At 57.8% G+C, this 24,950-nt stretch carries 24 protein-coding genes; 9 read left to right on the top strand and 15 right to left on the bottom strand.

The genetic code is table 11. The annotated features are described in order from the left end of the window. Positions 1-28: 28 nt before the first annotated feature. The 5 genes from GH784_RS04020 to GH784_RS04000 all read right to left on the bottom strand — a co-directional run bounded on the left by GH784_RS04020 (position 29) and on the right by GH784_RS04000 (position 5,681). The gene (locus tag GH784_RS04020) at positions 29-2,011 is read right to left on the bottom strand and encodes an amidohydrolase (RefSeq protein WP_013762172.1); all 1,983 of its coding nucleotides are present in this window, start codon (positions 2,009-2,011) and stop codon (positions 29-31) included. Further along, positions 2,011-2,298, bottom strand: coding sequence for a XapX domain-containing protein (locus GH784_RS04015; protein WP_003519470.1), 288 nt, complete (start codon positions 2,296-2,298; stop codon positions 2,011-2,013). Before GH784_RS04015 ends, GH784_RS04020 begins: the two co-directional genes overlap by 1 nt. A gap of 62 nt (positions 2,299-2,360) precedes the next feature. Further along, positions 2,361-3,050 (bottom strand): hydrolase, encoded by a 690-nt coding sequence (locus GH784_RS04010; RefSeq protein ID WP_013762171.1) that lies wholly within the window; start codon positions 3,048-3,050, stop codon positions 2,361-2,363. Between the two features lie 723 nt (positions 3,051-3,773). Next, positions 3,774-4,691 (bottom strand): LysR family transcriptional regulator, encoded by a 918-nt coding sequence (locus tag GH784_RS04005; protein WP_003519232.1) that lies wholly within the window; start codon positions 4,689-4,691, stop codon positions 3,774-3,776. Between the two features lie 57 nt (positions 4,692-4,748). Continuing rightward, positions 4,749-5,681, bottom strand: a complete 933-nt coding sequence (locus GH784_RS04000) for a VOC family protein (protein ID WP_003519234.1) — start codon at positions 5,679-5,681, stop codon at positions 4,749-4,751. 120 nt (positions 5,682-5,801) lie between these two features. Here GH784_RS04000 and GH784_RS03995 point away from each other — a divergent pair, with 120 nt between their 5' ends. Beyond that, positions 5,802-6,701: a LysR family transcriptional regulator gene (locus GH784_RS03995; RefSeq protein WP_003519235.1), complete on the top strand. Its 900-nt coding sequence runs from the start codon at positions 5,802-5,804 to the stop codon at positions 6,699-6,701. Here the strand turns inward: GH784_RS03995 and GH784_RS03990 are convergent. The 3 genes from GH784_RS03990 to GH784_RS03980 form a co-directional block, all read right to left on the bottom strand. Beyond that, positions 6,688-7,398, bottom strand: a complete 711-nt coding sequence (locus tag GH784_RS03990; protein WP_025595163.1) for a gamma-glutamylcyclotransferase — start codon at positions 7,396-7,398, stop codon at positions 6,688-6,690. The two genes, GH784_RS03995 and GH784_RS03990, sit on opposite strands and share 14 nt — an antisense overlap. Before the next feature lie 75 nt (positions 7,399-7,473). Then, positions 7,474-8,454, bottom strand: a complete 981-nt coding sequence (locus GH784_RS03985) for an alpha/beta fold hydrolase (protein WP_013762167.1) — start codon at positions 8,452-8,454, stop codon at positions 7,474-7,476. 187 nt (positions 8,455-8,641) lie between these two features. After that, positions 8,642-9,433, bottom strand: a complete 792-nt coding sequence (locus GH784_RS03980) for an alpha/beta fold hydrolase (protein ID WP_013762166.1) — start codon at positions 9,431-9,433, stop codon at positions 8,642-8,644. A gap of 144 nt (positions 9,434-9,577) precedes the next feature. On the opposite strand from GH784_RS03980, the gene GH784_RS03975 reads away from it, so the two are divergent. After that, on the top strand, positions 9,578-10,045 hold the full coding sequence (locus tag GH784_RS03975) for a MarR family winged helix-turn-helix transcriptional regulator (protein ID WP_003519242.1): 468 nt from the start codon (positions 9,578-9,580) through the stop codon (positions 10,043-10,045). 21 nt (positions 10,046-10,066) lie between these two features. On the opposite strand, the gene GH784_RS03970 is transcribed toward GH784_RS03975, so the two are convergent. Continuing rightward, positions 10,067-10,846 (bottom strand): SDR family oxidoreductase, encoded by a 780-nt coding sequence (locus GH784_RS03970; protein ID WP_065705709.1) that lies wholly within the window; start codon positions 10,844-10,846, stop codon positions 10,067-10,069. Continuing rightward, entirely contained in the window at positions 10,843-11,166 is a 324-nt protein-coding gene (locus tag GH784_RS03965; RefSeq protein ID WP_013762164.1) for a nuclear transport factor 2 family protein, read from the bottom strand. The genes GH784_RS03970 and GH784_RS03965 overlap by 4 nt, the downstream gene beginning before the upstream one ends. A gap of 47 nt (positions 11,167-11,213) precedes the next feature. Here GH784_RS03965 and GH784_RS03960 point away from each other — a divergent pair, with 47 nt between their 5' ends. Beyond that, the gene (locus GH784_RS03960; protein ID WP_112155600.1) at positions 11,214-12,167 is read left to right on the top strand and encodes a LysR family transcriptional regulator; all 954 of its coding nucleotides are present in this window, start codon (positions 11,214-11,216) and stop codon (positions 12,165-12,167) included. A gap of 71 nt (positions 12,168-12,238) precedes the next feature. Here the strand turns inward: GH784_RS03960 and GH784_RS03955 are convergent, their stop codons facing one another. The 3 genes from GH784_RS03955 to GH784_RS03945 are packed head-to-tail and all read right to left on the bottom strand — an operon-like array spanning position 12,239 to position 14,812. Then, a complete protein-coding gene (locus GH784_RS03955; protein ID WP_065705705.1) occupies positions 12,239-13,210 on the bottom strand; it encodes an alpha/beta fold hydrolase in 972 nt (323 codons plus the stop codon). 24 nt (positions 13,211-13,234) lie between these two features. Further along, complete coding sequence (locus GH784_RS03950) at positions 13,235-13,753, bottom strand: Dps family protein (protein WP_003519251.1); 519 nt, start codon at positions 13,751-13,753, stop codon at positions 13,235-13,237. A gap of 39 nt (positions 13,754-13,792) precedes the next feature. Then, positions 13,793-14,812 carry a cupin domain-containing protein gene (locus GH784_RS03945; protein ID WP_065705703.1) on the bottom strand — a complete coding sequence of 340 codons (1,020 nt, stop codon included), beginning with the start codon at positions 14,810-14,812 and terminating at the stop codon, positions 13,793-13,795. A 332-nt stretch (positions 14,813-15,144) separates the two neighbouring features. Here GH784_RS03945 and GH784_RS03940 point away from each other — a divergent pair, with 332 nt between their 5' ends. From GH784_RS03940 to GH784_RS03920, 5 genes are all read left to right on the top strand, one after another. After that, a complete protein-coding gene (locus GH784_RS03940) occupies positions 15,145-16,752 on the top strand; it encodes an ATP-binding protein (RefSeq protein ID WP_236768967.1) in 1,608 nt (535 codons plus the stop codon). Beyond that, entirely contained in the window at positions 16,745-17,386 is a 642-nt protein-coding gene (locus GH784_RS03935; RefSeq protein ID WP_003519256.1) for a response regulator transcription factor, read from the top strand. The genes GH784_RS03940 and GH784_RS03935 overlap by 8 nt, the downstream gene beginning before the upstream one ends. 91 nt (positions 17,387-17,477) lie before the next feature. Continuing rightward, the gene (locus GH784_RS03930) at positions 17,478-17,849 is read left to right on the top strand and encodes a response regulator transcription factor (RefSeq protein ID WP_003519258.1); all 372 of its coding nucleotides are present in this window, start codon (positions 17,478-17,480) and stop codon (positions 17,847-17,849) included. A gap of 28 nt (positions 17,850-17,877) precedes the next feature. Then, complete coding sequence (locus tag GH784_RS03925) at positions 17,878-18,183, top strand: UBP-type zinc finger domain-containing protein (RefSeq protein WP_065687461.1); 306 nt, start codon at positions 17,878-17,880, stop codon at positions 18,181-18,183. Positions 18,184-18,240: 57 nt separating this feature from the next. After that, positions 18,241-19,914 carry an FAD-dependent oxidoreductase gene (locus GH784_RS03920; protein WP_019566813.1) on the top strand — a complete coding sequence of 558 codons (1,674 nt, stop codon included), beginning with the start codon at positions 18,241-18,243 and terminating at the stop codon, positions 19,912-19,914. A gap of 96 nt (positions 19,915-20,010) precedes the next feature. On the opposite strand, the gene GH784_RS03915 is transcribed toward GH784_RS03920, so the two are convergent. Next, a complete protein-coding gene (locus GH784_RS03915) occupies positions 20,011-21,126 on the bottom strand; it encodes an FAD binding domain-containing protein (RefSeq protein ID WP_065687463.1) in 1,116 nt (371 codons plus the stop codon). 10 nt (positions 21,127-21,136) lie between these two features. Beyond that, on the bottom strand, positions 21,137-22,360 hold the full coding sequence (locus tag GH784_RS03910; protein ID WP_065705702.1) for an MFS transporter: 1,224 nt from the start codon (positions 22,358-22,360) through the stop codon (positions 21,137-21,139). Between the two features lie 156 nt (positions 22,361-22,516). Between GH784_RS03910 and GH784_RS03905 the strand changes: the two genes are divergently transcribed. Continuing rightward, on the top strand, positions 22,517-24,802 hold the full coding sequence (locus GH784_RS03905; protein WP_065705700.1) for an FdhF/YdeP family oxidoreductase: 2,286 nt from the start codon (positions 22,517-22,519) through the stop codon (positions 24,800-24,802). Positions 24,803-24,950 lie beyond the last annotated feature (148 nt).

The following is a 24,950-nucleotide window of genomic DNA, read 5'->3' as shown; positions in this document are numbered from 1 at the left end:
AACAGAAGTCGCCCAAGCGAGGGCACGATCAGACTGCCCAGCAAGAGCAGCCAAGAGCGCCGAAGAAACCCTTGAGGTCGGCGATCGGAAGTTTCGAGGTCCAGGCTCCCGCATGGTCGTGACCATGCACGCCGCAATCGCTGGCGCAGCCACAGGTCGAGATAGCCGTGCGCCTTAGAGACCGCGCGCCAGCACCTTCCGGCTCGCCCCATGCCGCATATCCGCCGAACTTGCGGACTGGAGACCAGTCGGGCATTGCAGGCGGCACGTCGTTCTCGTCGAGCGTTTTGAAGTCACCCGCTCCATAGACGATTTTGCCGCCAACCATGGTCAGCTCCGATACCAGGAACGAGATCTCGTCTTCGGCGCAGGAGAAGAAGTCCTTGTCGGGAACGACAAGGTCGGCGAACTGGCCTTTCTCGATACGGCCTTTCTTGCCTTCTTCATTCGAAAACCATGTGACTTTTTCAGTCCACATCCGCAGAGCCGTCTCGCGATCAAGGCAGTTGGCACGCGGATAGAGTTGCATGCCACCTACCGTCTTGCCGGTCACCATCCAGGACAGCGAGACCCAGGGATTGTAGGAGGCGACGCGGGTCGCATCCGTGCCGGCGGAAACGTTGACGCCCTTGTCGAGCATCTTTCGGATCGGTGGGGTCGCTTCGGCAACGCCTTGGCCATATCGCTCGACAAAATATTCGCCCTGATAGGCCATGCGATGCTGGGTTGCGATGCCGCCACCAAGAGCCGCAATGCGGTCAATAGACCGGTCCGAGATGGTTTCGGCATGGTCGAAGAACCAGTTCAAACCTTCAAGCGGAATGTCCTTGTTGACCTTCTCGAAGACATCAAGCGAACGGGAGATTGTCTCGTCATACGTGGCGTGCATGCGCCATGGCCAACGGTTCTCGGCCAGAACGCGCACCACTTCTTCGAGTTCGCCTTCCATTTCCGGCGCCATTTCCGGACGTGGCTGGCGAAAGTCCTCGAAGTCCGCCGCGGAGAAGACCAGCATTTCTCCGGCACCGTTGTGACGGAAATAGTCGTTGCCCTGCTTGTATTTGACCGAAGACGTCCAGTTGAGAAAGTCTTGCTTTTCTTCCTTGGGCTTCTGGGTAAAGAGATTATAGGCCAGACGCACCGTCATCTGGTTCTCGTCAGAGAGTTTTTGAATGACCTCGTAGTCATCAGGGTAGTTCTGGAAGCCACCGCCTGCATCAATCACACCCGTTACGCCAAGACGATTGAGCTCACGCATGAAATGGCGGGTGGAGTTGACCTGATAGTCGAGAGGCAGTTTGGGTCCCTTGGCAAGGGTGGAATAGAGAATGCCGGCATTAGGCTTGGCCAGCAACAGACCAGTCGGATTGCCGTTGGCATCACGGGTGATTTCGCCACCGGGTGGATTGGGCGTATCGCGGGTGTAACCGACGGCGCGCAGTGCAGCACCGTTCAAGAGCGCGCGGTCATAGAGGTGCAGCAGAAATACTGGGGTATCTGGCGCGACTGCGTTGATCTCCTCAATCGTCGGCAGACGCTTCTCCGCAAACTGGTGTTCGGTGAACCCGCCGACAACACGCACCCATTGCGGGGCTGGCGTTATCGCCACCTGGCGCTTGAGCATGTCCATTGCATCTGCCAGCGAGCGCACGCCGTCCCAGCGCAATTCCATATTGTAGTTTAGCCCGCCACGCACAACGTGGGTGTGGTTATCGATGAGGCCGGGCAGAACGCGCTTGCCCTTGAGATCGACGATCCTGGTGTTGGAACCAGCAAGGGACATGACCTCGCTGTCCGAACCGACTTCAAGAAACAGTCCATCCTTGATGGCGACCGCGGTCGCGTTTGGATTGGTGCGGTCAAGGGTCGTGAAACGACCGTTATGGAGGATCAGGTCTGGGTGCATGGTATCTATTCCGGTCTGGTTGGGATCGGCGGCATTGGCCTTTGAGAAGAGGTTCGAAAACGCCAGGCTCGAGGCCGCTCCAAGGAAGGTTCGGCGCGTCGTCATCAGCTCCGCTCCTCCAAATTGGTTTGCGAACGATGGGCAATCTCCGGAGAATTTCCGCCCTTCGGCATGTGACCGAACATGTGGGGCTTCACCTGCTGGAGCCAGGAAACCGCTGCCGGCTCCTTGCTCCAGAGCGATTTGGCGAGCGGGATGATCTGCTCACCGACGAGAATGCCGAGCAGGCCGACAAGCGCGATAACCGGCGGAGCAGGCGAACGCACGTTGAGCAGGCTGTAGACGATGCCGACCAGCAGACCCGCGCCAAGAGACAGAAGATAGATTTTCATGAGAGTCATCCTCGTTAAAACGGACAACCGCTCCGATGCGTCACCGGAGCGGTTGATCTGGCTTACTTCGCGGGGTTCGGGCCGATGCGCTTCCCATGGCTGACGCGTTCGGCACCGCCGTGGACGTGGGTGACTGCGTAATCGATGCCCATGCCGTAAGCGCCGGAATGCTCCTTCACAAGTGTGGTGACCGCATCGTAGGTTTCCTTGCGAGCCCAGTCGCGCTGCCATTCGAGCAAGACCTGCTGCCAGGTGACGGGTATGACGCCAGCCTGCACCATGCGGTCCATTGCATATTTGTGCGCATCGGAAGAGGTGCCGCCGGAAGCGTCGGCGACCATGTAGATTTCGTACTCCGGAACGTCATGCAAAGCAGAGAGTGCAAAGGTCGTGTTGCAGACTTCGGTCCACAGACCGGAGACGACAATCTTCTTGCGGCCGTTGGCAGCATTCTTTGCCAGCGCATCGCGTACGTTCTGATCATCCCAGGAGTTCATCGAGGTGCGTTCAAGGATGTCATTCTGCGGATAGACGGCCAAAAGTTCGGGGAAGGTGTTGCCGGAGAAGCTCTCGGTTTCAACCGTGGTAATCGTGGTTGGCACGTTGAAAATCTTGGCAGCCTTGGCCAAGCCAACAACGTTGTTCTTCAGGGTCTGGCGGTCGATAGACTGAACGCCGAATGCCATCTGCGGCTGCTGATCGATGAAAATGAGCTGGCTGTTGGCGGGGGTAAGAACTTCAAGCTTGGACATGTCAATTCCTCTTCGGTTGTTTTGGACCGCGAATGCGGCCGGTTATGAAATGAGCAGGACCTTTCGGTCGGATGCCGTGCCCAGGGACAGAGCTTCCAATACCGTCGGGAGGTTGAAACCGATGCTTTCTGTCGCTTGCTGCCTCGGCTGCTGATAGAAAAGGTAGCGCGACTTGCGACCCCGTAGAATTGCAATATTAATTGCGAATGAATTGCTTTTATCGCAACAATAATCTCTCGATCCGGCTGAGCTGCGGACTTCGCACGGGGCTGCGATACGCGGCCACTCGTTCCGAAAACTTCTGAAGGAAATTTGATGCGCAGAGTCGGCCTTGAAGACCTCTGCAGCGTCCTTGGTTTCGCTGCTCGGTGGGAAGCGATTTGGCTGAATTTGCTCTGCGCGGCACTGCCAGTGAACAACGGTTGCGCGGTGTGGGAGCCGCGTAATCCTTGGCAGTCTGCCGTTAAGTATTGACGCGACAAGATGGCGGGTCACCGTTGGCATTGACGCCCCATATCGCGATCACGTTGCCTTATACTTGATCTGAACAACCGTTATTCCAAATTGCAGGTGGGTTCGTGCGACCAAGGAGCCAAGCCTGTCACAGCCTACTCCCATTCGGGATAGAGCCACGGGCTCACATCAGCCGTGGGATATCGTCAAAGGAGAACGTGGAGAAGCCCGCCGTTGTGGAGTAACTATCCATGGATATGGATAAAGCTATCAGGACGTGGCGATGCCCTCATCGTAGGCAGAAAACACGCCCGCAACCCAGTCTGCAAATACCCGATACTTCACGCTCGGAAACCGGCCCGCTGGCCTAACTATGTGAACAGGATAACGTGGTGGCGCCCAATCTTGCAGGATGGGGACCAGTGCGCCGCGAGCGATGTGGGCGCGTGCCAAGAATTCAAATGTCTGCCCAATACCCAGCCCCGCTAATATTCCGTGCAAATGCGCAGTCGCATCACTGGTGGAGAGCTTGATCGGGCTGTAGATTTCTATTTTCTCGTCACCATTCATCAATCGCACTGGTGCGGCCTTCAGGCTGCGCGCGAAAAAGTACTGAACGAAAACATGATCACGCTGCAGATCCGATGGCGAAGCTGGCACGCCGTATTTTTCGAGGTACGCCGGGGTGGCGCAGGTTACTATCTCGACGCTGCATAGTTTCTTCGCAACAAGAGATGCGCTGGGCAGATCTCCGGCACGAATGACGCAATCTATTCCCTCTTCAACGATGTCGGCCTGACGTTCTGTCACACCAAGGTGCAACTCGATCTCTGGATAGAGCGCGTAAAACTCTGGCAACCGAGGGATCAGAATCGTATTGGCGAAGGTCCCTCCTACGTCAACACGAAGTTTTCCCCTGGTGGCAAGGCGCCCGCGGGTCGCCTCGTTGTTCATTTCATCGAAATCGGCGATCAGCCGGAGGGCGCGCTCGTAATAAGCAACGCCCTCGGGTGTCACCGTGAGTGAACGTGTCGTTCGTTCCAGCAATTTGAGGCTCAAGCTGGCCTCAAGATCCTGAACAAGCTTGCTCACGGTGGACCGTGGCGCACCCATCGTGCTGGCAGCCTTCGCAAAGGATCCGGCCTCGACGACGCGAACAAAGGCTCTGATTGCTCCCAATTGATCCATTGGCATTTCTCCATAGAAGCCCGATCAGTTGCCACAGACACCAGTGAGCGGGGGTTGTTAGGCAGTCAGCGGCTCGAGATTTGCCTGGATCTGGTCACGGAACGCTTCATACCGGCTCGGCAACTTAAGCGCCTCGCCCAGATGTGCCGTGTCCTCGTCCCGGTCAAACCCCGGCTCGTTCGTGGCAATCTCGAACAACACGCCGCCTGGTGTGCGGAAGTAGATTGCCCAGAAATAATCGCGGTCAATGACGGGCGTAACCTGATAACCGGTGTCCATCAGTGCCTTGCGAACTTCGAGTTGCTTTTCGCGGTTTTCGACGGCAAAGGCGATATGGTGAACCGAGCCGGCGCCCTGACGGGCAAACGACGTTTTCGGCAGTGCTGCGACATCAATCGTATCGGCGCCGTTTCCATTGGGAATGATAAAGCGGGTCACGTCACCTTCCTTCTCGGCGCGTTGATACCCCATGAAACCCAGAAGCTCTTCTGTCGCGGCAGTATCGTGCAGGCTGAACCGGGCGCCGGCAAAACCGCGGATAGCTGCATCGCCCGGAATGCCGTCCGCCAGCCACGGCGCGCGGTTGTCATCGGCAGATTCAATCAGCGCCAGACTGTCGCCGTCCGGACCCATGAATTGAAGTCTGTTGGCGCCAAAGACGGTGTCAGTTTTCAAGCCATCGACACCGTGTGCGGTAAACCGATCCTGCCAGAATTTCAATGCGCCCTTTGGCACGGAGAACTGGGTTTCCCCGACCTCACCAACACCGGGACGACCCAGCATCATGTTCGGGAAAGGGAAGTAGGTCATGACAGTGCCGGCGGAGCCGTTCTCGTCACCATAATAAAGGTGGTAGACGTTCGGGTCGTCGAAGTTAACGGTCTGCTTGACGCGACGCAGGCCCAGTGTGTCGGTGAAGAAGCGATTGTTCTGACGCGCATCCGAAGCCATTGAGGTTACGTGATGCAGTCCCTTGATATCCTTGATCATGTCCTTGCCTTTCAATGTCGCCGTTAGTGTTTGGCTGTTGACGAATATCTAGACCGATTGATCACGCCAGAGAATTGCAATATTCATTTCGACTGCGTTGCTCTTTTTGAAACAATCCCAATGAACGATTACAAAGCCCTGCGAACCTTCCTCCTTGCGGCCGAAAAGCGAAATTTCGCCCAGGTTGCCCGCGAACTCGACATGACGCCGGCTGCAGTCACAAGGGCTATTGCGGCACTTGAAGCCGAACTCGGCGTTCAGCTGTTTGTCCGTACGACCCGGCAAGTGTCGCTGACAACAGACGGTGCGATCTTCGCCGCCCAGATTCAGCCGGCGGTGAAGACGCTTGAAGAAGCGCGCCGCGACGTGATGAACGCTCACAAAGCCGACGAAGGGCGTCTCAGGATCAGTGCGCCGACGTGGTTTGGCAAGGCGGTGCTCCCACCGATCCTCTCCGGCTTCAAAGAGCGGTACCCGAAAATGGGCTTCGAGATATCACTGTCCGACGGACTGGTGAATATCGTTGATGATGACTACGATCTGGCGATCCGCATCTCGTCTCAGCCATCGGACAAGTTCACGATATGGAGGAAAATCCGCGTCGTGCCGCGCATTCTGGTTGCGGCACCGGGAAGCCGGTTTGTCGAGATGCAGCATCCGAACGAGCTGACGCCAGACGATTGCCTCGCCTATAGCGGCGAAAGCCGGCGAGAGAACTGGGTGCTCTCGGACGGCGGCTCGAGCATGACGATATCGGCAGGGCGCGCCTTCAGCGCCAATAATGGTGAGGTTCTGGCCGACATGGCCGCGGATGGAGCAGGCGTTGCCATGCTGCCGAACTTTCACGTCTCGGAACACCTCAAGAGTGGGCGCCTCGTGCATGTCTTCAAGGGCTGGGCCCCACCCGATCTGTGGTTGACCCTCTACTACCCGCCCTATCAGGCTCTGCCTCCCCGCATTGCATCCTTCTCCAAATTCTTCGAGGAGCAGGTTGCGGCGCAGATGGTCATGCTTGATTGATATCCCGGACTGTCCCGCCACAGCGTCCTTGCTGTGCGGAGATCTCGGCCGCGACCCGCGCCTGTAACTGCCAGAGGTTTCGATCGCGAATGCCCTCTGCCTGAAGATCGACGATCGTGTTGTGCAGATACTGGGCGCAGGAACCGCCCTCTCCGCAGGCGCTGGCGATCAGTTTTGCCGTCGTTTCCACCGGTAGCGGCGCCGTCAGACCCGCGCGCTTTGTGCTCGCCCAGAATGTCAGAGCCTTCTGGATGCCGTCAGGCGTTTTGACCTTTACCCAGCGCACCATGTCGATGACTTCCCGATACCTGATTTCGCGGGCGACGAGAGCTCGAAGGTCGTCACGCCGCCGCTCGGACGAGAGTTGCAGGATGACGCCGTCGCACTGTCCACCACGCTCAAGCGCCATCATCAGACCTGGCTGTGCGCTCGTTGCCCGCCAGCGCTCGATTTTCAGGGAAAACGAACGATGCCAGCCATGGGCGGTGGCACGTCGCCTGCCGGCTGGCTTGAACTCAGGATTCCAGATCAGGGAACCGTATGCAAACACCCAGATCGGATCGCTATCGGCTTCACGCTCGATAGCGGCAACCAGAGCGTCAAGTTCTGTTTCAGATAGCGGCGTCCAGCCCGGCTCCGGGCCGTCGTCACGGACGTCTCTGATGGTCAGGGCTACAAGCTCGGGCGTCAACTGCATCGTCGTCTCGATCGGTAGTGCGGCAAGGATTGCATCAGTGGCCGTGGCAGGTTCCGCCACGGCCACCTCTTATCGTCAGGATCGAATGAATGCCAGAAGATCGGCGTTCAGGACATCGGCATTCACGGTCAGCATGCCATGCGAGAAGCCGGGATAGGTCTTCAGCGAACCATTCTTCAGCAGCTTGGCGGACTTCAGTGCAGAATCCGCGATTGGAACGATCTGATCGTCTTCGCCGTGGAGAACGAGCGTCGGCACCGTGATTGCCTTCAGATCTTCCGTCTGGTCGGTTTCGGAGAAGGCCTTGATGCCATCATAGTGCGCCTTTGCACCGCCCATCATGCCCTGGCGCCACCAATTCTGGATTACGCCTTCCTGAACCTTGGCGCCATCGCGGTTAAAACCGTAGAACGGGCCGGCCGGGACATCGCGGAAGAATTGCGCCCGATTGGCCGCCAGCGCCGAACGGAAGCCGTCGAACACTTCGATCGGCAGGCCTTCGGGATTGGCTGCGGTCTTCAGCATCAGCGGCGGGACTGCCGATACCAGAACGGCCTTGGCGACACGACCGGCCGGCTGACCAAACTTCGCCACATAGCGCGCCACCTCGCCACCGCCGGTGGAATGGCCGATGTGGATTGCGTTCTTCAGGTCGAGCGCTTCGACGACAGCGAAAGCGTCGGCGGCATAGTGGTCCATATCATGCCCTTCGGAAACCTGGGCAGAGCGTCCGTGGCCACGGCGATCATGGGCAACGACCCGGTAACCGTTGGCGAGGAAGAACAGCATCTGGGCATCCCAGTCGTCAGACGATAACGGCCAGCCGTGATGGAAGACGATGGGCTGAGCATCCTTGGAGCCCCAATCCTTGTAGAATATTTCGACGCCGTCCTTGGTGGTGATAGTACCCATGGTCTTGTTTCCTTCGATTGATGTGTTGGTGGGGGCAGCGTTTGCTGCGAAGGTGAATACGGGTGAAATGGCCATCGCCGCTGCGGCTGCACCAACTGAAAGCAGTGCGCCACGGCGCGTTATGGAAAAGTCGTTCTGGGTCATCTCACGTCCTGCAAATGTATGGTTTCGTGTTTCAGGCGACGCCGTTGCTCGTCTGATGCGTGGATATTGCTACCAAGTCGCGGGCATAACAATTGAACTAATAATTCATAGTTTGTTGTGAAATTCGCAATGATACATTCCGGTCGTTATCGGGACAGTGCGGATTGTCCCGATAACGCGGAATCTATCATTTCTGCTTTGCCGAGACGGCCTTGGCGGCAGCATCGATGGTATCAGCGACGACCGTCGGCTGCGTCATGAACAGGGCGTGGCTTGCTGAGACCTTGGTGATCTTGGCTTTGATGCGTTCGGCCATATGGATCAGCATTGCCTGGTCGAATGCCTTGTCTTCGGTAGCGATCACAGCCCAGCTGGGCTTGGTACGCCAGGCAGCATGTTCGAGCTTCGTGCCGAACGCCGACATGTTGATCGGGACCTGAGCGTCCCTCATGAACGCAACATCGGCATCGCTAACGTCATGAGCAAAACCAGCCTTGAACTTTGCCGGGCTTACATATCCAAAACCATCCTTCGTGGTTTCGATGACGAATTCCGATGCGGGAGCAAACCCCTGATATTGCTGGGCTGTCGTTTCGCCGGCATCTGGTGAGAGCGCAGAGACATAGACGAGGCCAGCAACCTTTTCATCAACGCCCGCTTCTGTAATGACCGTGCCGCCCCAGGAATGTCCGACCAGAATGACCGGACCATCCTGCCGCTCGAGAGCACGCTTTGTGGCGGCAACGTCGTCTGCGAGCGAAGTCAGGGGATTCTGGACGATAGTCACGCGGTAACCACGCTTTGTGAGATTGTCGTAGACACCCTTCCAGCCAGAGCCGTCAGCAAAAGCGCCATGGACGAGTACGACGTTTTTTACGGACTGGTTCTGGGAAATCGTGTCGGCAGCGTTTGCCGGCAGTGCGGCAGACAATGCGGCGGCGGCAATTGCAGAAAGGGCGGTTGCGGACTTGCGTGTCATGGCTTCTTCCTTTTTTGTTTTGCGATAACTGTTATCGCGATACACATAAACTGACAGATGCTGACCCCTCCGTCAAGATAATTCTTATCGCGATATTTATTTTTGCCATATGATTGGCTATATGTATGTGTGAAGGAGCCTAGAATGACCATACGTCACAACAATCCACCGCCCTTGCACGACCAGCTGTGCTACGCAATTTATACTGCCGGCATTGCCATCCAGCGCGCTTACAAGCCCCTTCTGGATGAGCTGGGGCTAACGTACCCGCAATATCTCGTGCTAAACGTGCTTTGGAGCGGAGATGAGCAAACCGTTGGCGCCATTGCAAACGCCCTCGCATTGGAATCGAGCACACTGACGCCGCTCTTGAAGCGCCTTGAGACAGCCGGCTTGTTGCGCAGGACCAGAAACCTCAGCAATGAGCGGCAGGTGGTGATCGCGTTGACCGAGGAAGGCCGCGCATTGCAGCACAGGGCCGGCTGCCTCAGCGACACCTTGCTTGCAGCTTCAATGCAAACTCCAAAGGAGCTGGCCGATCTGAACCACGACGTCCGTCATCTCCGCGACGCGATCTATTCACAGATCGGCGGGTGGGACGCGCCCGCCTGATCTGCAGGCGCATCTCGGAACCTACGCTGTCGGCACCGTACCCCCATCAATTGTGTATTCGGTACCAGTAATCGAAGCCGCACGGTCGGAAGCGAGGAAGGCGATCAGGTTTGCGACCTCTTCCGGTTTTGCCGGGCGGCCGAGCGGAATGCCGCCCAGTCCATCCATGATGATCTTCTTGCCACCCTCAAGGTCAGTTCCGGCCTGCTTCGCCAGGCGCTCTGCAAGGTGGACGGAGGCTTCCGTTTCGATCCAGCCCGGCGAAACCCGAACGACGCGCACACCTTTGGGCGACACTTCCTTCGACATCGCCTTGCTATAGGTCGAAAGTGCCGCTTTCGCTGCGGCATAGGCTGTTGTCGATTCCGGAAGTGGCAGGACTCTCTGGATGGATGTCACATGCACGACGACGCCGCTTCCCCGGGCGACCATATCCGGGACCAGTTGCCGATCCAGCCGGACAGCCGGATAAAGGTTAAGCGACATTTCCTTGTGCCAGTCATCCTCCGACAGGGCAGAAAAGCCGCCGCCCGATGCTGAGGAGCCACCCAGCATATGGACGATGACATCGACGCCGCCAAGCCGCCGCCGCGTGGCCTCTGCGACGATTTCACATCCCTCTTCGGTGCTCAGGTCCGCATCTACGAACAATTCTTCCGACATGTTTTCCGGACGGGCACGTGCTGTCGTCAGCACCTTTGCGCCGAGTTCGCGAAACAGGCTGACGGTCGCAGCGCCAGCACCCTTGGTTCCAGCCGTAATGAGTGCGCGTTTGCCTTTCAGATTGAGAAAGTCGATCATGACCGGATCTCCAGCCTGACGATCCTGTCGTCCTTGATCGTGAAGGCATGGATTAGCATCACCGGACTACCGGGAAACTTGCCACTCACCCTCGCCCGCACGAGTGTCTTGTCACCGTCAATCGTGGTTTCCACAGGTTCGGCAACGTATTGAGCCGATCTCTTGGCGGCCACCCACCATTGACGGATGGCGGCAGTGCCCTGATAGCGGGCATTCTCGTCCTCGACCACCGCATCGACATCAAGCGTTTGCAACAGCCCGTCGGCATCGTTGCGGGTGTCAGCGTCAAAATACATATTCACAACTTGGGGCATATCCATCTTATTTCTCCTTGTGAGGTGCCCCTAAGTTAGTGCTCTACCATTGCATGGATAAGTGGGATAAATATGCACGTGATGTTGAACAGATCGGGATAATGGAACAGTTAAACCTTAGGGAACTCGAAGCAGTCATCGCGATCGCCAGGCGCGGGACGTTTCGCGCAGCGGCTATCGATCTCGGTATGTCCACAACTGCGCTCAGCCACACCATCGGCAGGCTTGAGGCGGGGCTCGGCGTACGATTGTTCAATCGCACCACGCGCAGCGTCTCGCTGACAGATGCCGGCAGGCTCTTTGTACAGCAGGTTGCGCCTTCGCTTCAGGACCTTCATGCCGCTCTGGAAACGGTGCGCTCTCAACGCGAGACACCGTCTGGAACGATACGCATCAATGCGGCACCGTTTGCAGCACGCGCCATCATCTCACCGCTCGTGCTTGAGTTCCTGCGTCGCTATCCCGAAATGAATGTCGATCTGGTCACGGAAGGAAAAATGGTTGATATCGTCAATGACGGTTTTGATCTGGGCGTCAGGGTGGCAGGTCTCGTTCCCAGCGACATGATTGCCGTTTCGCTCGGCCGGCCACAGCGACACGCTGTTGTTGGTTCTCCGGACTATTTCGCGCAACATCCCAAACCCGTGGTTCCTCCGGATCTTCTCAATCACAGATGCATTCGCGTTCGCTTGCCGGACGGCTCACTGTTTCGATGGCGGTTTGAAAAAGACGACGAGCCGGTGCAAATCGATGTGCGAGGCCCGATCACACTTGATGAAGCGGGCCTTGTGAGGACTTCGGTGCTGGAAGGTACCGGCCTGGGCTATACCATGGAAGAGGAAGTGCTTTCCGAGATCAGGGCCGGGCGCCTTGTCCGGGTTCTGGAGGACTGGACACCACCGTATCCGGGGCTCTGCCTGTATTATCCCGGGCGCCGAAATCTGTCGGCTGGAGTGAAAGCGTTTCTTGATCTGGCCCGCGAGCTTTCGCGACGAGCGGCTGACTAACCCGCTGACCCCGCATTTGTAGTGGCGGCCCTTTGGGGAGCCGCCACACACGTCTTGGGATAGGGAAACAATCAAGCCTTGATGAAGGCCAACAGGTCTGGATTGATCACGTCGGCATGCGTGGTCAGCATCCCGTGCGGGAAGCCCTTGTAGATCTTCATTGTGCTGTTCTTGATCAGCTTGGCCTGAAGCTCTACGGCGGCCTTGTAGGGAACGACCTGGTCGTCATCACCCTGGGTCACCAGCGTGGGAACGGTAATCGCCTTCAAGTCTTCGGTCTGATCTGTCTCCGAAAACGCCTTGATACCTTCATAGTGCGCCACGGCGCTGCCCATCATCCCCTGGCGCCACCAATTGTCGATCACACCCTGCGAAACTTTCGCATCCGGCCGGTTGAAACCATAAAATGGGCCCGACGCAACATCGAGGAAGAACTGCGCGCGATTGGCTGCCAGGGCGCTACGGAACCCATCGAAGACTTCCATCGGCGTGCCATCAGGATTGGCTGCGGTTTTCAGCATCAGCGGCGGAACGGCGCTGACGAGGACAGCCTTTGCCACGCGGCCCTGTGGCTGACCATGCCGTGCGACGTACCGAGCGACTTCGCCGCCGCCTGTGGAGTGGCCGATATGAACGGCATTGCGCAGGTCAAGATATTCGGCGACGGCGGAGGCATCGGCAGCGTAATGATCCATGTCGTGACCATTGCTCACCTGGCTGGAGCGTCCATGGCCGCGGCGGTCGTGGGCCACAACACGATAGCCCTTGCTGAGGAAGAACAGCATCTGGGCATCCCAGTCGTCTGACGACAGCGGCCAGCCATGGTGGAAGACGATCGGCTGTGCATCCTTCGGACCCCAGTCCTTGAAGAATATCTCTACGCCGTCTTTGGTGGTGACAAAATTCGTGGTCATCGATGCAATTCCTTCTGGGTTACGGGAAATTTTCTTTTCGGAAGCCATCGCCGGCATGGCCAAGGCCAGAGAAACCGTGGTGCCGGCCAACAGGACCTGCCGACGGGACAGTGAAAGTTCGTTGATCATGGGCCTCTCCGAAATTTCGCGCGCTCATTCGGCGCCGCGGGTGCTTTCGAACAGGAACCAGGCACGGCGCTCTGCCTCATCCACCCAGTTTTCGATCAGGCTGGCGGTTGCGATGTCGCCATGGTCTTCACAAAGATTGTGTGTCGCCTTCATCAGCGAGACGAGTGTGAGGTTATCGTCGCGAAGCTCGGCCAGCATATCCGCCGGGGTCACGAAATCGGCGTCGTTGTCGAGAAGCCGCTGCAACCTGGAAATATGGCTGATCGAACGAAGTGTGGTGCCGCCGATCTTGCGGGCTCGCTCGGCAATGTCGTCCGTCATGGCGAAGATCTGCTCGCCCTGCTCGTCCAGCATCAGGTGGTAATCACGGAAATGCGGACCGCTCATATGCCAGTGAAAATTCTTCGTCTTGAGATAAAGCGCGAAGACATCGGCCAGCAGCGCCGTCAACGCGCCGGAAATATCGGCGGTTGCGTTCGTGCCAAGGGCAGTCGGTGTTGCAAGAGGCGACTTGCGATGTTTTTCAGCGAGGGTGCGGTTCATGGTAATCTCCATTGGGTTTGGGTTTCAGGATTCAGGGATTCAGAGCCGTGCAACGATCAGCGGATCGTCGATATCGACAGGAAGAGGCAGGAGGGCTTGCTCGGAAAGGCCCAACTGGCTAGCGATCACACTGCGTGAATAACCGGCCGCCGCTGCTCGGTAACCGATATCTTGTGGCGCGCTGCGACTGAAGAAAATCAGGATATGCAGTGTGCCACTGCCGGTGTTTTCGATGTGATGCGGGTAAGCCGGCGGCACGAAATAGGCGTCACCCGGATGGATCGAATAAGTGTCAGCGCTTCCATCGGGATCAAGGACTGTCATCTGACCGGTCCCTTCGAGCACATAGCCCATTTCGGCGGTCTCGGGGTGCCAGTGCGGTTCGCGCAGGCCAATCTCGCTGATGCGGACAGAAAACATCGAAAGACCATCGAGAACAGACCAAGCCGGAGCCTGCGCGGTCCTTGCAGAGCCCGCCGGCGACGATACGTGCAGCGCTGACTCCTCGACGCGGAATTTGAGCCTGTTTGGATGAAGCGCCTGCTTTTCAATGGCTGGCTGGGCCTGCGGGTCAAATATCTCTGTGTTCGCGTTCAGCCTGCCAAAACTCGGCGGCTTTTGCGGTTGCCACTCGAATGTGCTCAGCAGCACCGCGTCGGACATCACGTCGAAGGCGCCAGACAGGCTGAAATCTTCCGGATCCTCGTTCGAAAAGGCAAGGATGAACTCCGCGTCCGTCTCACCGGTATTTTCAATTGCGTGAACCATGCCTGACGGAACGAAGAACATTTCGCCAATGCCGATAAGAAAGACATCGCGGCTGCCATGATTGCCGACGACAGTCACCAGTGCCTGGCCGCGGACACAGTAGCCTAGTTCATTGGCATTCGCATGCCAGTGAGGCTCCCTGATCGCGTGTGCCGTGAGCACCAGCCTGCGTATTGAAAGGCCTTTGAGGATTGGCAGTTGATCGCGACCAAGGCGCATGATCGATCCCGCCGGGCTTTCGAAGGCTGCAGGCCGGTCCTTGAGAGAAAGAACATGTTTTGAAATCTGCATCTTCAGCTCCTGCCCACATCGTTTGTTTGACGAGATGGTTGTAGGCGAGGATCTGGTCGCGCGGTATCCAATGCTTGGTTAGTCGGACTGACACCTAAGTATAGTGGCTCGCCTGCCGAACCGAGGCTACAAATTCAGGCCCTCCACTGAAGAGATGCTGGATGCCAATGCACCCTGAATTTTCAAGCGCGCCCTTTCACATGGATGTCGCGATCCATCTGAGGCCATCCCAGTCCTGGAATGGCCTTTCTTTTTTGCGCGGTTATGAGATTGAGTTTGCATAGGAATATTGGAATTGCCATTTGCGTTTTGGCAGCAGGGATGGCTTGATAATGCGGTCGATCTCAACGTGGGAAATCTCCTTGCATTCGCTGGTCCTGGTAAACCCGGAAAGACGGCTGCCGGCGCGCTTTGAACTTTGCGTGCTCGTCTGCGCATTTTTGCTCGCAGCGCTGATCTTCTATCTCGATACCTATACCGACATTCACAGCGCGCTTGCCACGCTCTATGTCATCACCTTGCTTCTGTCGGCAGAAACCCTGACAGAAAAAGGAACGATGCTGGTGACCGGTATCTGTATCAGTCTGGCGGCAGTCTCGTATCTTGCAGCTCATGGGCTGCAAACCGACCTCGCCGCAACCCTACGCCTGGCGGTCGCGGTTGCTGCAATGTTGATCACCTGCGCCTTGATCATCCGCAATCAGCGCGCGCGCCTCAATCTTGTGAAATTCAATGCCGCCCTGCAGAGCAGCGAAGAGCGCTACCGGACGATTTTCGAGCAAAGCCGCGTTGCACTTTGGGAGCGCGACTATTCGCAGGTCCGCGCCATGCTGATGGCGTTGAAAGCAGATGGTGTCAAAGACCTTAGTGCTCACGCTCGGGAGAACCCGGATTTTCTGGAGCAATGCATCGTCAGCGTCCCTACCGTTGCCGCCAACGCGGCGGCACTTGAATTGCTGGGTCATGTGGGCAACAACAATCCCGGCGCCATGCGCCGCTATATTGCCCAGGACGACGCCACCTTTCTCGATCTCATCGCGGCAATTTTCAACAACGAGACGCATTTCGAAGGCAAGGGCAGCATCATCACCAGCGATGGCACCAGCAAATTTGTGCTGCTGACCGTTGGCTTTCCTGAAGATCCTGCCAATTTCAACCGTGTCATTGTCGGTATGTTCGACATTACGGAACGGGAACTCGCCCAGAAAGCACTGTTCGAGGCCCAGGCGGAATTGGCATTGGCGTCGCGCGCGGCAACCGTCGGTGCGTTATCTGCCTCGCTCGCGCACGAACTCAATCAGCCGCTCGGCGCCTTGGTGGTCAACGCCCAGACCCTGCAGCGCTGGCTGGATCGCGACCCGCCGGATCTGGCAGCCGTTTCCCGCTCAGCTGAGCGCATCGCTCGTGACAGCCAGCGTGCCAGCGACATCATTCAGAGCGCAAGATCAATGCTTGGTAACCGCCCGCCCGATATCGAGTCGGTTTCGCTGGCCGATCTCGTCACGGAGACACGCGCGCTGATGGAGAGCGAGCTGGTCAGAAATGGGGTCATTGTTGAAATAGCTGAAGCAAGCGATGTGCCCACCGTCAACGCTGTGCGGATAGAGCTGCAGCAAGTCTTGATCAACCTGATCACCAATTCCCTTCACGCCATGGCCGAAACCCCGGAAGCGATGCGGCGGATATCGGTAACGATCGAGCCTGGGGATGGTCAAAGCGTGATCATCAAGGTTCTCGACACAGGTCCCGGGCTCAGTCCGGACGTTCTCAAAAACCTGTTCAAACCATTCTGCACGACCAAACCAACCGGGCTTGGCATGGGCCTTGCCATCTGCCGCAGCATGCTCGAAGCCCGCGGCGGCACGCTGTCTGCCAGCAATCACATCAATGGTGGCGCATTGTTCGAAATGATCGTCCCGATGGAGGCAACCCATGAATGATGCGAGAAAGTCCGGCAAACCGCCGAACGGCGATACGCCGGTTGTCTACGTCGTCGATGACGATACTGCGATACGCGAGGCTTTGGTCGATCTGTTCCTGTCAATTCGAACAGAAGCAAAATCCTTTGAAAGCGCCCAGGACCTGCTCGAAAATGCCGATCTGGACCGACCTGGCTGCATTCTTCTCGACGTTCGCCTGCCCGGTGCGAACGGCCTTGATTTTCAGCTCCACCTGGAAAAACTCGGCAACCGAATGCCGATCATCTTCATGACGGGTCACGGTGATATACCAATGACAGTCCGTGCCATGAAAGCAGGCGCCATCGACTTCCTGACCAAACCTTTTCGGGACCAGGACATCCTCGACGCCGTCTCGGTCGCTTTTCAGAAAGATCGGGAAATGCGCCAGCAATCTGCTGCAAATGGCGCCGTCGTGGAACTGGCCAAGACATTGACCCGCCGCGAGCATGAGGTCATGACGGCTGTCGTGCAAGGCCTGATGAACAAGCAGATTGCGTTCAACCTCGGGATCAGCGAGATCACGGTCAAGCTGCATCGCGGCAATGTCATGCGCAAAATGGAGGCGCGCTCCGTAGCCGAACTGGTGCGCAAGGCGGAACTGCTAGGCCTTTGAGGCCAAAACCTAGACCCTTGTATGGTGCAATGTTGTGTCTCGATGGCGCATATAGAAGCCAGTTGATTTTAAGAGGCAAGGCCCAATCAAATTGTCCAAAACACCTGTCATAGCCATCGTTGACGACGATCGGTCGATCCGCGAAGCCCTTGACGATCTCGTTTTGTCCTGCGGTTACGAGAGCCGGCTGTTTTCGTCTGCGGAAGACTTTCTGGCCCGCGGTGATCGCGTCGCGATCGACTGCATGCTGGTCGACGTTAAAATGCCAGGCTTAAGCGGCATCCAGATGCAGGACGTGTTAAACTCGCGTGGTGATCAAAAGCCGCCGATGATCTTCATGACATCCTATTGCGACGAGCGAACGAGAGCAGCGGCAATGGATGGCGGTGCATTCGCATTCCTTGGGAAGCCAGTCGATTTCAACCAGCTTATACTGTGTCTTGAAGAAGCACTGAAGCACTGAAATTTCCAACACGTTCAGGAGTGGAACCATGTCTGATCAATGCTCGCACCTGCCGACGATCCGATCGGTCAAGCCCATGTCGCTTGGCTGCGAGGAATGTCTCGAAACTGGCCAGATATGGCTTCATTTGAGGCTCTGCCGCGAATGTGGTCATGTCGGCTGCTGCGATCAGTCCCCCGGCCGCCACGCGACCGCGCATTTCCACACCACCCGCCACCCCATCATCGAGGGCTATGACCCGCCGGAGGGCTGGGGCTGGTGTTATGTGGACGAAACCATGGTGAACCTGCCTGATCAGACACCGCAACGCGGGCCGATACCGCGATATTACTGAACTTCGCCGAAAAATCGGCGGTGACCTGCGGACGACATTTCCAGCTGGAGGTAACAGATGGCAGATCTCAGCGCGCGCCTGGACCAGATGTTTCCGGTGCTCAACCCCCATCAGGTCGAGACGGCCAAGCGTTTTGCCAGCGGCGAGCCAAAAGATTTCGCCCGTGGTGACTTCGTCTACAAGGTAGGAGACCACGCAGCGCCCGCCTGGCTGGTGCTGAAGGGATCGATGGACGTGTTTCGCCACGAAGGTCTTTCCGGCGAGGCGCCGATCACGACGCATGGAGCAGGCCAGTTGTCTGGCGAAGTCAACCAGCTGTCGGGTCGACCGACACTTGCCGGGGCCCGCGCCGGGTCCGAGGGCTGCACGGCCATTCCCTTTGATGCCGCCCATTTGCGGGCCTTGGTGATCGGATCGGCCGATGTCGGCGAAATCATCATGCGCGCCTTCATCCTGCGCCGCGTCGGTCTGATCGATGCAGGCGCAGGTTCTGTTCTGATTGGAACCGCTGGCAATGCCGCGCTCTCGCGCCTGCAAGGATTTCTAGCCCGCAATGCCTTTCCCCACATCGTGCTTGATGCTGCCATGGAGGGTGAAGGTAAGGCGCTGATCGAACGTCTGGGTATTCTCGCCTCCGACCTTCCGCTAATGGTCTGCCCCAACGGCACCGTGCTCAAGAAACCGACCGATGCGGAGGCCGCAGCATGTCTCGGCATGACGCCGGACCTCAAGCCCGGAAAGCTCTATGACGTCGCTGTTGTCGGCGCTGGACCGGCGGGCCTTGCCACCGCCGTCTATGCCGCTTCGGAAGGGCTCGACGTCCTTGTCATCGACGAACACTCGATTGGGGGGCAGGCCGGCGCTTCGTCTCGGATCGAAAACTATCTCGGCTTCCCGACGGGCATATCCGGACAGGCGCTGGCGGGACGTGCCTACAATCAGGCCCTCAAGTTCGGGGCGGAAATGGTTCTTCCCGTCGCTGTCAAAAATCTGATCCCTCCGAAAGATGACGCCGGTGTGCTGGCGCTCGAACTCGACGGTGGAAAATCGGTGACGGCCCGCAGTGTCGTCATCGCATCCGGCGCTCGCTACAGGCGACCGGACATCACCAACATTGACGGTTTCGAGGGCAACGGCGTTTCCTATTGGGCCTCGCCGATCGAGGCAAAACTTTGCGCCGGCGAAGAGATCGTCCTGGTTGGCGGCGGCAATTCGGCAGGCCAGGCCATCGTCTTTCTGGCGCCTCAGGTCAAGACACTTCATCTGGTCGTGCGGCGCGCACTCGAAGATACGATGTCGCAATATCTGATCGACCGTATCAAGGCCCTGCCGAACGTCCAACTGCACATGCATTGCGAAGTGGACGCGATCAATGGCGATAACGCCACTGGCATTTCCTCCGCAAGACTGCGCAACCGCCTGGATGGAAGCGTGAACACCTTACCGCTTCATCATCTCTTCCTTTTTATCGGCGCGGATCCGAACGCTGGCTGGATCAGCAGCCGGGTGCAAACCGACGACAAGGGCTTCATCGTCACTGGGCAATCCTTCGATGAGCATTGTCGTTTTTCCCGCAAGCCATTGCCTCTCGAAACCAGCCTGCCAAATGTCTTTGCCATCGGGGATGTCCGTGCCGGATCGACCAAGCGGGTCGCGGCAGCAGTTGGGGAAGGTGCCGCCGTCGTCTCGCAAATCCACGCCGCACTAAGCCTAATGAAGCCCCCAAACTGAAGCATCCGACCTTTCTCAAAATTAAAAACCCGCTGGCAGAAGCCAGCGGGTTAAAAATATCGTTCTTGAGTACCGTGACAGACAGCCGGTCGATACTCAGATAGCCGACGCACCGAGTTGCCTGCCATAAGCAACGATTTCTCGGCCAACCGCGATGCGATCGTCCTCGAACCGCTGCAAGGCACTGGGAAGGTCAACCTCGGACTCCAGGCTGTTGCTCAACGCCATGACATCGCCCGCTGCCTTCGACACGCCCATCGCGGTGTGCGGACGCGCGACAAAGGCGGCGTCGCCGATGAGGACGACCGAACGGCCCGTCATGCGGGGCGACTCGTAGTCGAAAATGCCCTGGATAGAGGGGCTTGGCTCCGCCTCGACCGCCTGGGCGAATTGCGGCGGAAGCATCTGCAGCGCATCGACGCGCAACGCCTCCAGACGGTCGCTCGACAAGCCACCACGCGGCAGCGAAAATGCATGCGTTCGCCCATCCAGATCGGTGAACGTGTGGGCAAGTTCGCTTGCTGGCACTTTGCGATACCAGACCCAGTTATATCGGCGATTGCCGATGTCCATTTCGCCCTTCGAGCCCGGGACAAGATAACCGAGCGCATGTACGCCAGGCCTGACATGAAAGGCAAACCGGTCGAGAAGCAGATTTGCTGCCGTTGGAAGCCTCGTTTCCAGGATCAATCCACGCCATGCGACATAGCCGGAATAGCGGTTTTGCGTGTCTCCGGGATTGACCGCTGCGCGCACCACCGAACCAAGGCCATCGGCACCGATAACCAGATCGGCATTCACCCGCGTGCCGTCACCAAAAATCAGCTCCGCGCCACTCTCGCCATCCAGCACTTTGACGACATCCCGACCCAACACATAGCTTCCTGAAGCGATGCGGGAAGCGACAGTTTCGAACAGATAGTCCCAGGAGATCTGGGTCTGGGGCGCCTTAATGGTCTGGGCGATACGGCCGTCCTGATCGAGATAGATGCGTTCCTTAGCCACCACGCCGATACGGGCGACATGCTCGCAGCCAATCAGCCGGAGAATGTGCAGCAGGTCCCTCTGACCGACGAGGCCAGCTCCCCGACCTGCAAGACCGCTCTTCGATCGCTCGTAGATGCGAACATCGTGGCCAGCCTGTTGTAACATGATGCCAGCGAAGAGGCCGGCAAGAGAACCGCCGACGATTCCTATACGTAGCTTTTCCATCGTTCCGCCCTCAGTTTCCGACAACCGTCGACAAATACCGGCGATGATGAAATATTTTCACCGCGAAGGCTGCGAGGCCAAACGCCGCGCCGAGAAGGCTGACGACGAGCCAGCCGCCCTGCCCCCAGGCCAGTGTCGCCATCGCCGAACCTGTGGCACCCCCCAGAAACATGCCAGTCATGAAGACCGTGTTGAGACGGCTACGCGCATCGGCATCCAGGGCATAGATGATGTGCTGGTTAGAAATCAGCGCGCTCTGTATGCCGAAATCAAGCACGATGACGCCCACAACCAAAGAAACGATCGATGCCCAGAGCCCGAAGATAAGCCAGGCGGCGATCGTCAATCCGGCGCCCATCCAGACCACGAAATGCGGTCCCCGTCTGTCGGCAACAACTCCTGCCAGAGGCGCTGCAAATATGCCGACCGCACCGACGATCCCAAACAGACCCGCGACATCCGCACCGAGCTGAAATTCTGGCCCCGCCAGATAGAGGGCGAGGATGGTCCAGAAGGCCGTGAACGACGCGAACAGAAACGCCTGGATGACGGTCGCTGCCCTCAAGGCCGGGTGGCGTTTCCATAGCTGGCCGAGCGACCGGAGCGCCTGATGATATCGCAAAGTCGAGGTTGGCCGATGATGCGGAAGGACCGCAAACATGAGGCCCGCGGCGAGCAGGGCGAGCGGTACGCCGATCCAGAACATTTCCCGCCAGCCAGCGTGTTCGCCCACAAAGCCCGAGAGGGTGCGGCTGAACAATATGCCCGACAATACGCCTGCCATGACGGTGCCGATTGTGGCGCCGCGCTTTTCGGGCGCGGCCAGCGATGCCGCAAAGGGCACGATCTGCTGGGCGACTGTCGAGCATGCTCCAACCATGACCGATGCTGCAACCAGCATCCACGCCGTCGGCGCTAGTGCAGCCAGCGCGAGCGCGGCGGCAAGCACCACGAATTGCCCGATGATCATCCGGCGGCGATTAACGAGGTCGCCGAGCGGCAGTAAAAGGAACAACCCCAGTGCGTAACCGAGTTGCGTTGCGGTGGGCACCATGCCGGTAACTGGCTGCCGACTGAAATCCGCTTCGATAAGCCCGAGCATCGGCTGATTGTAGTAGATGTTCGCGACGGCAATACCGCCCGCGACGGCCATGGCCAGAAGCGCCACTTGTCCGATCGCATCATTGTGGGTGGCGCTTGCCGCCCCGGCTTGCATCTGTCCTGTCTTTTCCATGATACTGTTCCACCGCCAATCTTGATCTGGGCAAAATATGCTCAATCTCGTTGGCAGCACATTCGATAGACGTCTACCTGGACCTATACATCGGTCTAGGTTCGTACTGATGCGTTCGATGCTAGATTTATTGAAACACGCTGAAGGGAGACTGTGATGAGCGAGAAGCGGCCGGATGGGATAGAGCATTACAAAGCGCCAGCAGGTGGCTGGGGCGCACTAAAAGCCGTTGCCAAAACCCTTGCTCACCAGCAGATCATCGCCGAGGGCGCGGCGACATTGTTAAAGGCAAACCAGCCCGAAGGCTTCGATTGTCCCGGCTGCGCCTGGCCCGATCCGAAGCACACAAGTTCATTTGAGTTTTGCGAGAACGGAGCAAAAGCGATCACCTGGGAATCGACGGCCAAGCGCGTTGGCCCCGATTTCTTTGCCGCTCATTCGGTGACTGATCTCTGGCAATGGACCGACCACAAGCTTGAAGATCAGGGGCGCCTGACCCATCCGCTGATCTATGATCATGCCAGTGACCGCTACGTGCCGATCGAATGGGATGCCGCATTCGCGCGTATTGCCTCGGAGTTGAACGCCCTTCCCAGCCCTCATATGGCCGAGTTCTACACGTCCGGTCGTGCCTCCAACGAAGCGGCGTTTCTCTTTCAGCTCTTCGTTCGCGCCTATGGCACCAACAATTTCCCCGACTGTTCCAACATGTGCCACGAAGCGACCAGCGTCGGTCTGCCCCTGTCGATCGGTGTCGGCAAGGGCACTGTAACGCTGGAGGATTTCGATCATGCCGACGCGATCTTTTCGTTCGGGCACAATCCCGGCACCAACCATCCGCGCATGATGACGACATTACATGAGGCCTCCCGCAGGGGTGTGCCGATTGTCGTCTTCAATCCACTCAAGGAGCGGGCGCTGGAGCGGTTTGCAGCCCCGCAGGATCCGATCGAAATGGCGACGATGTCATCCACGCCGATCGCGTCTGCCTATCATCAGGTTCGTACCGGCGGCGATCTTGCCGCACTCAAGGGCATGATGAAGCGCATCTTCGAGCGGGACGCGGCCGATATCGAAGCTGGCGGACCCGGCGTCATCGACCGCGATTTCATCGCGGCGCATACGATTGGCCTCGAAGCCCTGCAAGCCGATATCGAACAGACTCAATGGTCGGAAATTATCGAGAAATCCGGCCTGTCACTGGAAGCGCTCGATAGCGCCGTGGATGTCTACCTCAAGGCGAAAAACGTCATTCTCTGTTATGGCATGGGCATCACACAGCATGCCCATGGCACGGCCAATGTGCAGCAACTCGCCAATTTCCTGATGCTGCGCGGCAATATAGGCCGGCCAGGCGCCGGTATCTGTCCCCTGCGCGGCCATTCCAACGTTCAGGGCGATCGGACCGTCGGCATCACTGAAATTCCCAACGAGGCTCTTCTTGCTGGCATGGAGAAAGCCTTCGGTTTCCGCCCGTCTGGTGAAAAGGGCCATAATGCCGTGGAGGCAATCGAAGCCATCATTGAGGGCAGGTCGAAAGCGTTGGTGTGTCTTGGTGGCAATCTTGCTGTCGCCATGTCCGATCCTGAAGCGACGTTCGCGGGCATGCGGAAACTCGATCTGGCCGTTCATCTTGCGACAAAGCTCAATCGCTCGCATCTGCTGCTGGCAAAGACATCGATCCTCCTGCCGGTTCTGGGCCGAACGGATCTGGATATTCAGGCGACAGGGCGCCAATCCGTCACGGTAGAGGATTCCATGTCGATGGTGCACGCGTCGCGCGGTTTCCTCAAACCGCCAAGCGATGAGTTGCGCTCGGAACCCTGGATCGTTGCCGGCATGGCCAAGGCGACGCTTGGTAACCGACACGACATCGACTGGGACGGCATGGCCGGCGACTATGAGCAGATCCGCGACAAGATCGAAATCGTCTTTCCCGATTTTCATGATTTCAATACGCGCGTGAAAACGCCCGGAGGCTTCCGGCTCACTGTCGCGGCTTCTGATCGTGTGTGGAATACGCCGTCCGGTAAGGCCGAATTTCTCGTCGCACCGGGACTTGATGAGGACACACGCTTGCACGACCCCGAAGCCCTTGTGCTGACCACCTTGCGCAGTCATGACCAGTACAACACCACCATATACAGCCTCGACGACCGCTACCGTGGTGTCTACGGCCGCCGCGACGTCATCTTCATGAACCAGCGGGACCTTGAAACGCGGGGACTAAGAGACGGAGACCTCATCGATGTCGAAGCAATTTGCGGGAGTGGCGCCAAAACCGCTACCGGATTTACCGCCGTTGCCTACAATATTCCGCCCGGCTCGGTAGCAGGTTATTACCCCGAAATGAACCAGGTCATTGCGCTCGCAGACTACGACAGGAAATCCGGCACCCCAGCATATAAGGGCGTTCCAGTGAGGATACGCCGATCCACGTAACCGAGCTTTATTTTACTAACAATTCGGGCCAGCTTCCCAGAAACAGAAGCTTCGTTGCAGCAAGCGACAAGATGTCGGCGGCGAAGGACGGAAAATTAGGTAGCCGATACGACGTGTTCCTTGTGTTGAGCGCATTATTAATGATAAT

It is taken from the genome of Agrobacterium tumefaciens (assembly GCF_009649785.1).
In the GTDB taxonomy this organism is placed as follows: domain Bacteria; phylum Pseudomonadota; class Alphaproteobacteria; order Rhizobiales; family Rhizobiaceae; genus Agrobacterium; species Agrobacterium tumefaciens.
Note: the sequence above shows the minus strand (reverse complement) of the source record. Positions and strands in the feature narration are given on the sequence as shown.